At 71.9% G+C, this 13,672-nt stretch carries 15 protein-coding genes; 8 read left to right on the top strand and 7 right to left on the bottom strand.

What is annotated here, in order from left to right:
- The first annotated feature begins 109 nt into the window (after window positions 1-109).
- The 7 genes from CLV37_RS01310 to CLV37_RS01340 all read left to right on the top strand — a co-directional run bounded on the left by CLV37_RS01310 (window position 110) and on the right by CLV37_RS01340 (window position 6,897).
- On the top strand, window positions 110-838 hold the full coding sequence (locus CLV37_RS01310) for a helix-turn-helix transcriptional regulator (RefSeq protein WP_211298286.1): 729 nt from the start codon (window positions 110-112) through the stop codon (window positions 836-838).
- Entirely contained in the window at window positions 835-2,271 is a 1,437-nt protein-coding gene (sufB, locus tag CLV37_RS01315) for a Fe-S cluster assembly protein SufB (RefSeq protein WP_106206215.1), read from the top strand. Before CLV37_RS01310 ends, sufB begins: the two co-directional genes overlap by 4 nt.
- Window positions 2,271-3,488, top strand: coding sequence for a Fe-S cluster assembly protein SufD (sufD, locus tag CLV37_RS01320; RefSeq protein WP_106206217.1), 1,218 nt, complete (start codon window positions 2,271-2,273; stop codon window positions 3,486-3,488). The genes sufB and sufD overlap by 1 nt, the downstream gene beginning before the upstream one ends.
- Entirely contained in the window at window positions 3,489-4,247 is a 759-nt protein-coding gene (gene sufC / locus CLV37_RS01325) for a Fe-S cluster assembly ATPase SufC (RefSeq protein WP_106206219.1), read from the top strand.
- Between the two features lie 28 nt (window positions 4,248-4,275).
- Window positions 4,276-4,617 carry a metal-sulfur cluster assembly factor gene (locus tag CLV37_RS01330; protein ID WP_106206221.1) on the top strand — a complete coding sequence of 114 codons (342 nt, stop codon included), beginning with the start codon at window positions 4,276-4,278 and terminating at the stop codon, window positions 4,615-4,617.
- Window positions 4,618-4,722: 105 nt separating this feature from the next.
- Window positions 4,723-6,321, top strand: a complete 1,599-nt coding sequence (locus CLV37_RS01335) for an ABC-F family ATP-binding cassette domain-containing protein (protein WP_106206223.1) — start codon at window positions 4,723-4,725, stop codon at window positions 6,319-6,321.
- 357 nt (window positions 6,322-6,678) lie between these two features.
- Window positions 6,679-6,897, top strand: coding sequence for a helix-turn-helix domain-containing protein (locus CLV37_RS01340; RefSeq protein WP_106207296.1), 219 nt, complete (start codon window positions 6,679-6,681; stop codon window positions 6,895-6,897).
- Window positions 6,898-6,933: 36 nt separating this feature from the next.
- Here CLV37_RS01340 and CLV37_RS01345 read toward each other — a convergent pair whose 3' ends face one another.
- The 4 genes from CLV37_RS01345 to CLV37_RS01360 form a co-directional block, all read right to left on the bottom strand.
- On the bottom strand, window positions 6,934-7,686 hold the full coding sequence (locus tag CLV37_RS01345; protein WP_106206225.1) for an SDR family oxidoreductase: 753 nt from the start codon (window positions 7,684-7,686) through the stop codon (window positions 6,934-6,936).
- A 100-nt stretch (window positions 7,687-7,786) separates the two neighbouring features.
- Complete coding sequence (locus CLV37_RS01350) at window positions 7,787-8,734, bottom strand: SURF1 family cytochrome oxidase biogenesis protein (RefSeq protein WP_106206227.1); 948 nt, start codon at window positions 8,732-8,734, stop codon at window positions 7,787-7,789.
- 51 nt (window positions 8,735-8,785) lie between these two features.
- Window positions 8,786-8,998, bottom strand: coding sequence for a hypothetical protein (locus tag CLV37_RS01355; RefSeq protein ID WP_106207298.1), 213 nt, complete (start codon window positions 8,996-8,998; stop codon window positions 8,786-8,788).
- Between the two features lie 137 nt (window positions 8,999-9,135).
- Window positions 9,136-9,483 carry a DUF3099 domain-containing protein gene (locus tag CLV37_RS01360; protein ID WP_211298288.1) on the bottom strand — a complete coding sequence of 116 codons (348 nt, stop codon included), beginning with the start codon at window positions 9,481-9,483 and terminating at the stop codon, window positions 9,136-9,138.
- A 47-nt stretch (window positions 9,484-9,530) separates the two neighbouring features.
- Here CLV37_RS01360 and fabG point away from each other — a divergent pair, with 47 nt between their 5' ends.
- Window positions 9,531-10,256, top strand: coding sequence for a 3-oxoacyl-ACP reductase FabG (gene fabG / locus CLV37_RS01365; protein WP_106206231.1), 726 nt, complete (start codon window positions 9,531-9,533; stop codon window positions 10,254-10,256).
- Between the two features lie 94 nt (window positions 10,257-10,350).
- Here fabG and serB read toward each other — a convergent pair whose 3' ends face one another.
- Genes serB through glgC form a run of 3 tightly spaced genes read right to left on the bottom strand, consistent with a single transcriptional unit; the run spans window position 10,351 to window position 13,637 of the window.
- Window positions 10,351-11,565: a phosphoserine phosphatase SerB gene (gene serB, locus CLV37_RS01370; RefSeq protein ID WP_170126992.1), complete on the bottom strand. Its 1,215-nt coding sequence runs from the start codon at window positions 11,563-11,565 to the stop codon at window positions 10,351-10,353.
- A 27-nt stretch (window positions 11,566-11,592) separates the two neighbouring features.
- Window positions 11,593-12,405, bottom strand: coding sequence for an LLM class F420-dependent oxidoreductase (locus CLV37_RS01375; protein WP_106206233.1), 813 nt, complete (start codon window positions 12,403-12,405; stop codon window positions 11,593-11,595).
- Window positions 12,402-13,637 carry a glucose-1-phosphate adenylyltransferase gene (gene glgC / locus CLV37_RS01380; RefSeq protein ID WP_170126993.1) on the bottom strand — a complete coding sequence of 412 codons (1,236 nt, stop codon included), beginning with the start codon at window positions 13,635-13,637 and terminating at the stop codon, window positions 12,402-12,404. The genes CLV37_RS01375 and glgC overlap by 4 nt, the downstream gene beginning before the upstream one ends.
- Window positions 13,638-13,672 lie beyond the last annotated feature (35 nt).

Genomic DNA, 13,672 nt, shown 5'->3' on the forward strand with positions numbered 1-13,672 from the left:
GGGGGTCGGTTGGGGCCTCGGCGGGCAATTAGGTAACATGGGTGTTGTGGAAATGGTGAGGACGGCCTTACCCGCGGGGCACCGGCCCGTCGCGGGAGCGGGCCCCGCGGTGACCTCGGAGGAGGCCCGCACCCGGACCCGGGTGCGCACCACCGTCGCCGAGCTCGGCCCGGTCAGCGCCGCTCGCATCGCCGACCTGCTCGGGCTGACCGGCGCCGCCGTGCGGCGCCACCTCGAGGCCATGGTCGCCGAGGGGGTCCTGGAGGTGCGCGACCCGCGCCCGGACGCCCGCCGCGGCCGGGGCCGGCCCGCCAAGGAGTACGTCATCGGCTCCGCCGGTCACGACGACCTGCCCTCGGGGTACGACGACCTCGCCCTCGGCGCCCTGCGGTACCTGGCCGACACGCTCGGCCCGCAGGCCGTCACCGACTTCGCGCGGCAGCGCTTCGCGGCCCTGGAGCAGTCCCTGGCCGGTCTGCAGGGCCCGCTGCCGGACCGCGTCGAGGCGCTGGTGCGGGCTCTGGCCGACCAGGGCTACTCGGCCAGCTCCCGGCCCGTCGCGCAGGGAACACCGGCCGAGGGGACCCAGTTGTGCCAGGGGCACTGCCCGGTCCAGAAGGTCGCCGAGGCGTTCCCGCAGCTGTGCGAGGCCGAGCGGCGGACCTTCGAGACGATCCTGGGCACCCGGGTCCAGCGCCTGGCGACCCTGGCCCACGGGGACCACGTCTGCACGACGTTCATCCCGCTCGAGACGCTCCACCAGCCCGACCCAGCGCACGACCCCCAGCCCGACCCAGCGCACGACACCCAGCACGCCACGGAAGGACGACGACTGTGACCGACACCGTCTCCGAGACCACCACCACCGCGGGTCCGCCCGAACTGGAGGGCCTCGGCAAGTACCAGTACGGCTGGGCGGACTCCGACGCCGCCGGTGCCTCGGCCCGGCGCGGCCTGTCCGAGGACGTGGTGCGCAACATCTCCGCGCTCAAGGACGAGCCCGAGTGGATGCTCGCGCTGCGCCTGAAGGCCCTGCGCCTGTTCGGCCGCAAGCCCATGCCGGACTGGGGCTCGGACCTGACCGGGATCGACTTCGACAACATCAAGTACTTCGTGCGCTCCACGGAGAAGCAGGCGACCAGCTGGGACGAGCTGCCCGAGGACATCAAGGCGACCTACGACCGCCTGGGCATCCCCGAGGCCGAGAAGCAGCGCCTCATCGCCGGCGTCGCGGCCCAGTACGAGTCCGAGGTCGTCTACCACCAGATCCGCGAGGACCTGGAGGAGAAGGGCGTCATCTTCGTCGACACCGACACGGGGCTGCGCGAGCACGAGGAGCTCTTCAAGGAGTACTTCGGCACGGTCATCCCGGTGGGCGACAACAAGTTCGCCTCGCTGAACACCGCGGTGTGGTCCGGCGGGTCGTTCATCTACGTGCCCAAGGGCGTCCACGTGGACATCCCGCTGCAGGCCTACTTCCGGATCAACACCGAGAACATGGGCCAGTTCGAGCGGACGCTGATCATCGCCGACGAGGGCTCCTACGTGCACTACGTCGAGGGCTGCACGGCGCCGATCTACCAGTCCGACTCGCTGCACTCCGCGGTCGTCGAGATCGTCGTGAAGAAGAACGCCCGCGTGCGGTACACGACCATCCAGAACTGGTCGAACAACGTCTACAACCTGGTCACCAAGCGCGCCACGGCCGCCGAGGGCGCGACCATGGAGTGGATCGACGGCAACATCGGGTCCAAGGTCACGATGAAGTACCCGGCCGTCTACCTCATGGGCGAGCACGCCAAGGGCGAGACCCTGTCGATCGCCATGGCCGGTGAGGGCCAGCACCAGGACGCCGGCGCCAAGATGGTCCACGCCGCACCGCACACCGCCAGCTCGATCGTGTCCAAGTCGATCGCCCGCGGCGGCGGCCGCACCTCCTACCGCGGGCTCATCCAGGTCCTCGAGGGCGCGCACCACTCGGCGTCCACGGTGCGCTGCGACGCGCTCCTGGTCGACACGATCTCCCGGTCGGACACCTACCCCTACAACGACATCCGCGAGGACGACGTCGTCATGGGGCACGAGGCCACCGTCTCGAAGGTCTCCGACGACCAGCTCTTCTACCTCATGAGCCGCGGCATGGCCGAGGACGAGGCCATGGCGATGATCGTGCGCGGGTTCATCGAGCCCGTCGCGCGCGAGCTGCCCATGGAGTACGCGCTGGAACTGAACCGCCTGATCGAGCTGCAGATGGAAGGGGCCGTCGGCTGATGACCCTCGTGAACGAAGAGACCACCGCGTCCGCACCCGGGACGAGGACCGGCACGGCGGACACCTCCGGGGCCCACACCCACGGCGGGCCGGTCGTCCCCGAGGCCTCCCGCGCCGCGCGCGCGACGAGCTTCGACGTCGCCGACTTCCCGGTCCCCACGGGCCGGGAGGAGGAGTGGAAGTTCTCGCCGCTGCGCGAACTCGCCCCGCTGTTCGACGACGCCGCCCCGGCGCGCTCGGCGGCCGTCGAGGTCTCCGCACCCGACGTCGTCGAGCACCGCACCGGCACCCTCGCCGAGGTCGGTGCGGGCAGCGCGTTCGTCCCCGGCGACCGCGCCGCCGTGACCGGCTGGGCCACCACCGACGTCGCCCACCTCGTGAAGGTGCCGGCCGAGGCCGAGCTGGACGCCCCCGTCGTCGTCACGGTCCGCGGCGAGACCGGCGTCACCACCTCCGGGCACGTCGTGGTCGAGACCGGCCACCACGCCAAGGCCCTCGTCGTGCTGTCCCACCTCGGCGGCGGCGCGCACCGCGGCAACGTCGAGGTCCGCGCCGGCGACGCCTCCGACCTGACCGTGGTCAGCCTGCAGGAGTGGGACGCCGACGCGCTGCACGTCGGCCAGCAGGACGTCCTCGTCGGTCGCGACGCGCGGGTGCGGCACATCGTCGTCACCCTCGGCGGCAAGGCCGTGCGCGTCTCGGCGAACATCTCCTACGCCGCCCCCGGCGGCGACGCGACCGCGCTCGGCGTGTACTTCGCCGGCGCCGGCCAGCACTCCGAGCACCGCCAGTTCGTCGACCACACGGCCGTGAACTGCAAGAGCTACGTGGAGTACAAGGGCGCCCTGCAGGGCGAGTCCGCGCACGCCGTGTGGATCGGTGACGTCCTCATCCGCGCCAGCGCCGAGGGCACCGAGACCTACGAGCTGAACCGCAACCTCGTCCTGACCGACGGCGCGCGCGCCGACTCGGTGCCGAACCTGGAGATCGAGACCGGCGAGATCGTCGGTGCCGGGCACGCCAGCGCCACGGGCCGGTTCGACGACGAGCAGCTGTTCTACCTGCAGTCGCGCGGCATCACCGCCGAGGAGGCCCGTCGCCTGGTCGTGCGCGGGTTCTTCGCCTCCATCGTCGAGAAGATCGGCATCCCCGAGATCTCGACCCGCCTGATGACCACGATCGAGACCCAGCTCGCGCAGAACGTTGAGGAGAACTGAATGTCCACCCTGGAGATCCGCGACCTGCACGTGACGGTCGACGAGGCGGACGGTTCCGTCAAGGAGATCCTGCGCGGGGTCGACCTCACCATCGCCTCCGGCGAGGTCCACGCCGTCATGGGCCCCAACGGCTCGGGCAAGTCGACCCTGGCGTACTCGATCGCCGGGCACCCCAAGTACACCGTCACCGGCGGCACCGTCACCCTCGACGGTGAGGACGTCCTGGCGATGAGCGTCGACGAACGCGCCCGCGCCGGGCTCTTCCTGGCCATGCAGTACCCCGTCGAGGTCCCCGGCGTCACGGTGTCGAACTTCCTGCGCACCGCCAAGACCGCCATCGACGGCGAGGCGCCGAAGCTGCGCACCTGGGTCAAGGACGTCAAGCAGGCGATGGACGACCTGAAGATGGACTCCTCCTTCGCCGAGCGCAACGTCAACGAGCACTTCTCCGGCGGGGAGAAGAAGCGCCACGAGATCCTGCAGATGGAACTGCTCAAGCCCAAGTTCGCCGTGCTCGACGAGACCGACTCCGGCCTCGACGTCGACGCCCTCAAGATCGTCTCCGAGGGCGTCAACCGGTCGCTGGCGCAGGCCAACCCCGGTGTCCTGCTCATCACCCACTACACGCGGATCCTGCGCTACATCAAGCCGCAGTTCGTCCACGTGTTCGTGAACGGGAAGGTCGCCGAGCAGGGCGGCCCGGAACTGGCCGACTCCCTCGAGGAGACCGGCTACGACCGGTTCCTCACCCACGCCTGAGCCCCACCCGAGGACTGGAGGAACGACCGTGAGCGAGACCACCGCGGCGAGCGGTCCCACCCCGGCGGCCCTGGCCGACGTGGAGGAGGCCCTCAAGGACGTCGTCGACCCCGAGCTGGGGATCAACGTCGTCGACCTGGGCCTCATCTACGGCCTGACCGTCTCCGACGACAACGTCGCGACGATCGACATGACGCTGACCAGCGCGGCCTGCCCGCTGACCGACGTCATCGAGGACCAGACCGCGCAGGCCCTCACCGACGTCGTGGCCGACCACCGCATCAACTGGGTGTGGATGCCGCCGTGGGGCCCGGAGAAGATCACCGACGACGGGCGCGAGCAGCTGCGCGCGCTCGGCTTCAACGTCTGACCCACCCCCTCGCGGACCCCCGGAACTCGTTCCGGGGGTCCGCTGCCGTGCGCCCGTAGACTGGGCGCGAACCCCGTCCCGCACCTGAAGTGAGAGCCGCCCCCCGTGATCGTCGCCACCGACATCGAACTCCGAGCAGGAGCCCGCCTCCTGATGGAGGGGGTGAACTTCCGGGTCGCCGCCGGGGACCGCATCGGGCTCGTCGGCCGCAACGGCGCCGGCAAGACGACGCTGACCAAGGTCCTCGCCGGCGAGGGGCAGCCCGCCTCGGGCACCGTCACCCGCTCGGGCGAGATCGGCTACCTGCCGCAGGACCCGCGCGCCGGGGACCCCGAGATGCTGGCCCGCGACCGGATCCTGGCCGCGCGGGGCCTGGACGACATCACCGCCCGGCTGCGCAAGGCCGAGGTCGACATGGCCAGCGACGACCCCAAGGTCCGCGACAAGGCCATGGACCGCTACACCAAGCTCGACGCCCGGTTCGTGGCCCTCGGCGGGTACACCGCCGAGAGCGAGGCCGCCCGGATCTGCGCGAACCTCAACCTGCCCGACCGCATCCTCGACCAGCAGCTCAAGACGCTGTCGGGTGGTCAGCGCCGCCGCGTGGAGCTGGCCCGGATCCTCTTCTCGGCCAGCGAGACGCTGCTGCTGGACGAACCCACCAACCACCTCGACGCCGACTCCATCACCTGGCTGCGCGAGCACCTGAAGAACTACTCCGGCGGGCTCATCGTCATCAGCCACGACGTCGAGCTGCTCGAGGTCGTCGTCAACCGCGTCTTCCACCTCGACGCCAACCGCGCCACCATCGACCTCTACAACGTCGGGTGGAAGAACTACCTCAAGCAGCGCGAGACCGATGAGAAGCGCCGCGTGCGCGAACGCGCCAACGCCGAGAAGAAGGCCGGGACCCTGCTGCTGCAGGCCGCCAAGATGGGCGCCAAGGCCACCAAGGCCGTCGCCGCGCAGAACATGGCCAAGCGCGCCGAACGGCTCCTGGACGGCCTGGAGGACGTGCGCGTCCAGGACAAGGTCGCCAAGCTGCGCTTCCCCAAGCCCGCCCCCTGCGGCAAGACGCCGCTCATGGCCGAGGGCCTGTCGAAGTCCTACGGGTCGCTGGAGATCTTCACGGCCGTCGACCTGGCCATCGACCGCGGCTCGCGCGTGGTCATCCTCGGCCTCAACGGCGCCGGGAAGACGACGCTGCTGCGGATGCTCGGCGGCGTGGAGGAACCCGACACCGGCCGGATCATCGGCGGTCACGGCGTCAAGATCGGGTACTACGCCCAGGAGCACGAGACCCTCGACCACGACCGCTCGGTCCTGGAGAACATGCGCTCGGCCTCGCCCGACCTCGACGACACCCGCGTGCGGACCGTGCTGGGCTCGTTCCTGTTCTCCGGCGAGGACGTCGACAAGCCCGCCGGGGTCCTGTCGGGCGGGGAGAAGACGCGGCTGGCGCTGGCCACGCTCGTGGTCTCCAGCGCCAACGTGCTGCTGCTGGACGAGCCCACCAACAACCTCGACCCCGCCTCGCGGGCCGAGATCCTCGACGCCCTCAAGCACTACGAGGGCGCCGTCGTGCTCGTCACGCACGACGAGGGGGCCGTGGAGGCGCTGGGGCCCGAGCGGGTCGTGCTGCTGCCGGACGGGGTCGAGGACCTGTGGAACGCGGAGTACGCGGAGCTGGTCTCGCTCGCCTGAGCCTCGGGCGGTGTCGCGCTGCGGCTCGTGCGGTGCCGTGGTGGGGTGCGCGGCCGGGCGCCGATGGGGTGGGGGTCCCGGACTCTCCGTTCGCGCCGGCTCCTCGCGTCGCCTCGCCTGCTGGCGTCAGCGCTCACTCCGGACGTCCGGGACCCCCACCCCGTCGGCGCCCTCCCGGGTCGCCGCAGTGCGTGGTCCGGCAGTGCCTCCCTGCGGGACGTCGGTCTCCCGCCGTCCGGGGACGGCGGCGGTGATCACGGACGGATCAGTGATCCGGCTGTTCGACTGGCCAGGACGGCGCTGAATGGTGACCATGGTGAGGGTCTGAGGTCGACAGCGACGGTGGAGGAGGTCGGGGTGACCGAGACGATCAAGCGGGGAACCCGGTTGAGCGGGACCGAGCGGGAACAGCTCGCCGACGAGCTGACCAAGGGGTACGCCGAGGGCAAGAGCATCCGCGCTCTGGCCGAGGAGACGGGACGGTCCTACGGGTTCGTGCACCGCCTGCTCAGCGAGAACGACGTGACGCTGCGCAGCCGCGGTGGGGCGACGAGGGGACGGGCCCGCCAGGTCTGAGACCGGGCCCACCCCCACGACGGGGTCCCGGCCGTTCTACAGCGAGCGGTCGGTGCCCCCGTCCACCGTCAGCGACGCACCGGTGATGTAGCTGGCGGCGGGGGACAGCAGGAAGACCGCCGCGCGGGCGAACTCGTGCGGCAGGCCGGCCCGGCGCAGCGGGATGGTCTCGAGCAGTTCGGTGGCCAGGTCGTCGGAGTCCTCGAACTCCAGCGGCGAGCTGGAGTCCACGTGCCCGGCGAGCAGGTTGTTGATGCGGACCCCCCGGGGGCCGAGCTCGTCGGCCAGGGCCTTGGCGGCCATCGCCAGCCCGGGACGCAGGCCGTTGGCGACCCCGGCGTCCATGACGGGGGTGCGAACCGTGCTGGACAGCAGCAGCACCATCGAGGCGCCCTCGGCCGTGGCGGCCTTGCCGACCGAGCGGGCCAGGCGCAGCGGACCCAGCAGGCTGGACTCGAACGCCTCGCGCCAGGCCCCGTCGGCGGCCTCCAGGACGCTGGAGGTGGGTGGGGTGCCGCAGGAGATGACGGCCCCGTCCAGGCGCCCGAAGCGGGCGTTGGCGGCGGCGACGAGGCGGGTCTCGGTGCCGGGGTCGGAGATGTCCCCGGGGACCAGCAGGATCCGCGACGGATCGCCGATGCCGGGGGCCACGGCGGCCAGCTCGTCCTCGTCCCCGGAGTGCAGCACGAGCAGCGCTCCCTCGTCGGCGAGCACCCGCGCGCACTCCAGGCCGAGACCGGTGGACGCACCGGAGACGATGTACACGCGGTCGCTGAGGCCCAAGTCCATGCGGACATTGTTGCGCAGAGTGGCCGGTGAGACACACAGCATGATCGGAAGCACCCGAACGGGCGATTCTGGGAATCCTCTCGCCGGGGAGAAGGGCAGGTCAGAGCCGGTCGACGGCGTCCAGTTCGGCGTCCTCGGCGGCCTCGTCGAGGCCCTCGCGCCGGCGGCGGCGGGCCTGCTCGGGACTCTCGCGGGCGCTCTCGCGGCCGTTCCCGACCGGGCCCGTGCTCCTCGTGCCGCTCTCGTCGGCTCCGCCGGCACCCACCGGCCCGGGCTCGGCCGAGCCCTCCGAACCCTCGGCCCTCGCCGCCAGCTCGCGCCGGCCGGCCACGACCCACACCACCAGGGCCGTCAGGGCGAACCCGAACCACTGCACGGTGTAGGCCAGGTGCGGCCCTTCGTCGACGTCCGGGCGGACGGCCGCCGCGGGGGCGTCGGCGGGCGCGGGCGTCTCGGTGGCCAGCAGCGCGTACCCGTCCAGCAGCCGCGGGGCGCCCGAGGCGGGCGAGCCGTCGGCCACGGCCCGGGTCACGCTGTCGCGGGCGATCGAGGCGACCTGCCCGCCGGGGACCGAGCCGCGCTTGTCGCTCTCCCACCGGCGCAACCGCGCGGTCACCGTCACCTCCCCGGACGGCGGGGCCGGGACGGTGTCGGGCTGGTCGGAGTCGGACCCGGCGGGCAGCCAGCCGCGGTCGACCAGCAGGGCCGTGCCGTCGGAGAGCACGAGGGGGACGAGGACCTCGTAGCCGAACTGCTCGTCCCGGGGGCGGTTGCGCACCAGCACCGTCGCGTCGGCGTCGTAGCGCCCGCTCACCCGCACCGGCGTCCACACCCGTGCCGGGCTGAGCTGCGTCCCGGCGGGCAGCACCGACGTCACGTCGACGGGGGCCGCGTCGTAGTTGCGCACCAGCGGGGCGTTGGCCGCCAGGCGCTCCTCGCGCCGGTGCCACTGCCAGCGGCCCAGCAGGCAACACACCAGGGCGATCAGGATCGCCACGGCCAGGCCGCGCAGCCACCTGGGCTCGCGCAGCAGTCGCAGGACGTTCACCGGGTCAGTGCCCGTCCCGCCGCGTCCCCGGCACGCGTGCCGCCGACGGTCTCAGGGGCGCAGCTGCGCGACCTCGACGACCTCGCGCAGGAACCCGCGGGCGCCGAGGAACTGCGAGAGGTGCTCGCGGTGCTCGGTGCACGCCAGCCACGTCTTGCGGCGCTCAGGGGTGTGCAGGCTCGGGTTGTTCCACAGCAGGCCGAAGTCGGCGGGGTGGGTGCACCCCCGCGCGCTGCAGACGAAGTCGGACGGTGGTTCGTGCAGGGACGTGGCCGACGAGTAGGCAGACGTTCCCCGGGACTGCACGCGAGGTTCCACGGCCTCAGCATGGCACCGGACCGGCGGCTGTCCAAGCGGTGAACCGCCGGTGTCGCGCAGCTGTCGTGCGGCTGTGCGCCACCTCAGCGGTCATCGCGCGGGGAGTGGATCCCGGTGATCTTCGCCTCGAGCGCGGGCAGGTCCCGCGGGGCCGGGGGTTCGGCCGGGGTGACGTCGAACGACTCCGGCCGCGGTCCGCGCGACTCGCGGCCGGCGTTGGCCAGCACGACGGCGATGTAGGGCAGGAAGACCGCACCGGCCACGAACAGCCAGCGTGACCAGTGGTCGATGAAGGCGAAGCAGATCACGCAGATCGTGCGGATCACCATGGAGATCACGTACTTGCGGTAACGGACGCCGATGTCGTCGGTCTGGGAGGTCGGGGCGTCGGTGATCCGGTACGTCCCGTCCTGGGTTCCCTGCTCCTGCACGCTCCCACGGTAAGCCCGCATCGGCCGGTGCGTTACGTTGAACGACCGTGACCTCCGTCAACCCCACCCAGCGTCCTGCCCGCAGCGTCCTGGTGACCGGTGGCAACCGCGGCATCGGCCTGGCCGTTGCGCGCGCCTTCGCCGACGCCGGCGACCACGTCGCGGTCACCTACCGCTCGGGCCAGCCGCCGCAGGGCTTCCTCGCCGTCCAGGCCGACGTGACCGACCCCGCGTCCCTGGACGCCGCGTTCGCCGCCGTGGAGGCGCAGCAGGGGGCCGTGGAGGTCCTGGTCGCCAACGCCGGCACCACCCGCGACCAGCTGCTCATGCGGATGAGCGACGAGGAGTTCGACGCCGTCGTCGACGCCAACCTCTCGGGGGCCTGGCGGGTCGCGCGGCGCGCGGTGCGCGGCATGGTGCGCGCCAAGAGGGGCCGCATCATCTTCATGTCGTCCGTCGTGGGCCTGTACGGCTCGCCCGGGCAGACGAACTACGCGGCGAGCAAGTCCGGGATGATCGGCCTGGCCCGCTCCATCGCCCGCGAGCTCGGCAGCCGCGGCATCACCGCCAACGTCATCGCGCCGGGGTTCATCGACACCGACATGACCCGCGAGCTGCCCGAGGCCACCCAGGCCGACTACAAGGCCCGCATCCCCGCCGCCCGCTTCGGCGACGTCGACGACATCGCGCGGGCCGCGCTGTTCCTGGCCGAGGCGGGGTACGTCAACGGTGCCGTGCTGCCCGTCGACGGCGGCCTCGGGATGGGGCACTGAGTGCCCGGCCCCTCCGGCGGGCGCAAGCTCGCGGTCCTGGGCGGGCTGATGGTCCTGTTCATCGCCGCGCTCGCCCTGCTGTCCACGTGGGCGCTCAACCGCGGGTGAGCGTCCCGCCCAGGGCGGCGTCGGCCAAGTCGGCGTCCTCGACGTCGTCGCGGGTGATGCCCAGCAGCGGCAGGACGGCGTCGAGGTAGGGCACGTTCAGCGCGGCGTCGGCCTGGGCCCGCACGACGGGTTTGGCGTTGAACGCGATCCCCAGCCCCGCCGCGCCGATCATGTCGAGGTCGTTGGCGCCGTCACCGATGGCGACGGTGCGGTGCAGCGGCAGCCCCTCGGCGGCGGCGAACTCGCGCAGCGCCGTGGCCTTCGCGGCCCGGTCCACGACCGGGCCCACCACGCGCCCGGTGAAGCGCCCGTGCACGACCTGCAGCCGGTTGGCCCGCACGTGGGCGATGCCCAGCTCGGCGGCCAGCGGGCCCACGACCTCCAGGAAACCCCCCGAGACCAGCGCCAGGGTGAACCCGAGCCGGTGCAGGGTGCGGCACAGGGTGCGGGCACCGGGGGTCAGTTCCACGGCCTCGCGCACGGCCGCCACGACCGAGACGTCCAGCCCCTCCAGGCAGGCGACGCGCTCGCGCAGCGAGGCGGTGAAGTCGATCTCGCCGCGCATGGCGCGCTCGGTGACGGCCGCGACCTCGGCCTCGCGCCCGGCGTGGGCCGCCAGCAGTTCGATGACCTCCTGGCGGATGAGGGTGGAGTCGACGTCCATGACGACCAGCCGCCGGCCCATCCGGGCCAGGCCGGCGGGGGAGACGGCGGCGTCCAAGCCGTGCCGGCTCGCCTCGCTCGCCAGGGTGCGGCGCAGTCGCAGGACGTCGGCGGCGCTGCCGCGGGTGGACACGTCCAGCTCCAGGCTCGTGACCGGTTCGGACGACATCCGCCGGATGCGGTCGACGTTGGCGCCTGCGTCGGCCAGGACGGTGGTGATGCGCGCCACGGCCGCCGGGCGCAGCGGGGCGCCCAGCAGAGTCACGTGCAGCCGGCGCGGACGTTCGGCGGCGATGGGTTGCGGTGCGCTGCAGTGGATCCGCAGACCCTCCAGGCGCAGCCCGGCGACCGTGGCGCGCACGGCGTCCTCGGCCGTCGTCAGCACCGACAGCGTCAGGACGCCGCCCGCGACGACCTGCTCGACGTCCAGGACCTCGGCCCCGGTGCCGTCGAGCGCGGCGAACAGGGCCGAGGTCACCCCGGGGCGGTCCGGGCCGGTGACGGTCACGAGCACGCTGTCGGGCGGGTGGTTCAGCACGCCCGTGACCCTACCGGGGAGGGGTTCTCAGCCGTTCTTGCCGTCGCGCCAGGCGACCAGCTCGGCGAGCACCGACAGGTCGTAGTCGGGCCCGTTGACGCCGATGGTGAACAGCCGGGCCCCCGCGGCGTGCAGCGCCTCGGCCTGCTCGACGTTCTCCACCCCGACCGACAGCTCGATCTCGCCCGGGTCGCGGCCGATCTCGGCGCAGCGTTCGCCGAGGACCCCGACCTTGCGGGTGAAGGTCTCCACGTCGGAGAAGGAGTGCCAGATGTCGGCGTGCTTGGCGACCAGCCGCAGCGTCTTCTGCTCCCCGCCGCCGCCGATGAGGACGGGGACCTTGCGCGTCGGACCCGGGTTCAGCTTGCCCAGGCGCGACTCGATGCGCGGCAGGTCGTCGCGCAGCTGGTTCAGCCGGCCGCCGGCGGTGCCGAACTCGTAGCCGTACTCGTCGTAGTCCTTCTCGAACCAGCCCGAGCCGATCCCGAGGATCAGCCGGCCCGTGCCGGAGTCGTGGGCCGAGACGTGGTCGACGGTGCGGGCCATGTCGGCCAGCAGTTCGGGGTTGCGGTAGCTGTTGCAGGAGACCAGAGCGCCGATCTCGATGCGGCGGGTGGCCTCGGCCCAGGCGGCGAGCATCGTCCAGCACTCGAAGTGCAGGCCGTCGGGGTCTCCGTACAGGGGGTAGAAGTGGTCCCAGTTGAACGCGATGTCCGCCCCGATCTCCTCCGCGCGCGCGGCGGCGGCGCGGATCGCGGGGTACGGGGCGTGCTGCGGCTGGATCTGCACGCCGATGCGCGTGGGCCGTTCCTGCGGGCTCTGGCCGGTGGTGGTGCTCACGAGATGGTCTGTCCCTTCCCGACGACGGTGATGCCCGAGGGGGTGACGTGGAAACCCCGGGCGCGGTCCTCCTCGGCGTCGACCCCGATGCGGGCGTCGTCGGGGATGGTGACGAACTTGTCGACGATGGCGCGCTGGACCACGGCGTGCCGGCCGACCTTGACGCCGTCCATGAGGACGGACTCCGACACGTGCGCCCAGGAGTCCAGGCGCACGTTGGGGGAGACGACCGACTTCTCCACCAGCGCACCGGAGACGACCGTGCCCTGGCTGATGATGGAGTTCACGGCGTGCCCGTACGTGCCCTGCCAGCCGTGGACGAACTTCGCCGGCGGGTAGAAGTCCTGCGCGGCGACGATGGGCCACTCGTAGTTGTAGAGGTTGAACACCGGCAGCACCGAGATGAGGTCCATCTGCGCCTCGAAGTAGGCGTCCAGCGTCCCCACGTCGCGCCAGTAGGCGCGGTCGCGGTCGGTGGCCCCGGGGACCTCGTTGTCCTTGAAGTCGTACACCGAGGCCAGGCCGCGCTCGACGAAGCTGGGGACGATGTCGCCGCCCATGTCGTGCTTGGAGTCCTCGCGCTCGGCGTCGCGGGTGACGGCCTCGACGAGGGCGTCGGCGTCGAACACGTAGTTGCCCATCGAGGCCAGGACCTCGTGGGGGGAGTCGTCCAGGCCCTTGGGGTCCTTGGGTTTCTCCAGGAACTCCGCGATCTTGTTCGAACCGTGTTCGGTCTGGATGACCCCGAACTGGTCGGCCAGCGAGATGGGCTGGCGGATCGCGGCGACGGTGCACGGCGAGCCCGACGCGACGTGGGCGTCGACCATCTGGGAGAAGTCCATCCGGTACACGTGGTCGGCGCCGACCACGACGACGATGTCGGGCCGCTCGTCGCTGATGAGGTTCAGCGACTGGTAGATGGCGTCGGCCGACCCCGCGTACCAGCGCTGGCCCACGCGCTGCTGGGCGGGGACGGAGGCGATGTAGGAACCGAACAGGTTCGACATGCGCCAGTTCTGCGAGAGGTGGCGGTCCAGGGAGTGCGACTTGTACTGGGTCAGCACGACGATCTTGCGGTAGGCGGCGTTCACCAGGTTCGACAGGGCGAAGTCGATGAGCCGGTAGGTGCCCCCGAAGGGCACGGCGGGTTTGGCCCGGTCCGCGGTGAGTGGCATGAGCCGTTTGCCCTCCCCGCCGGCGAGGACGATCGCGAGGACGTTCGGAGTAGCCACGAGGGGCACACTAGGCCCCAGTAGGGTGGGTTGCC

The organism is Kineococcus rhizosphaerae (assembly GCF_003002055.1).
Taxonomy (GTDB): Bacteria; Actinomycetota; Actinomycetes; order Actinomycetales; family Kineococcaceae; genus Kineococcus; species Kineococcus rhizosphaerae.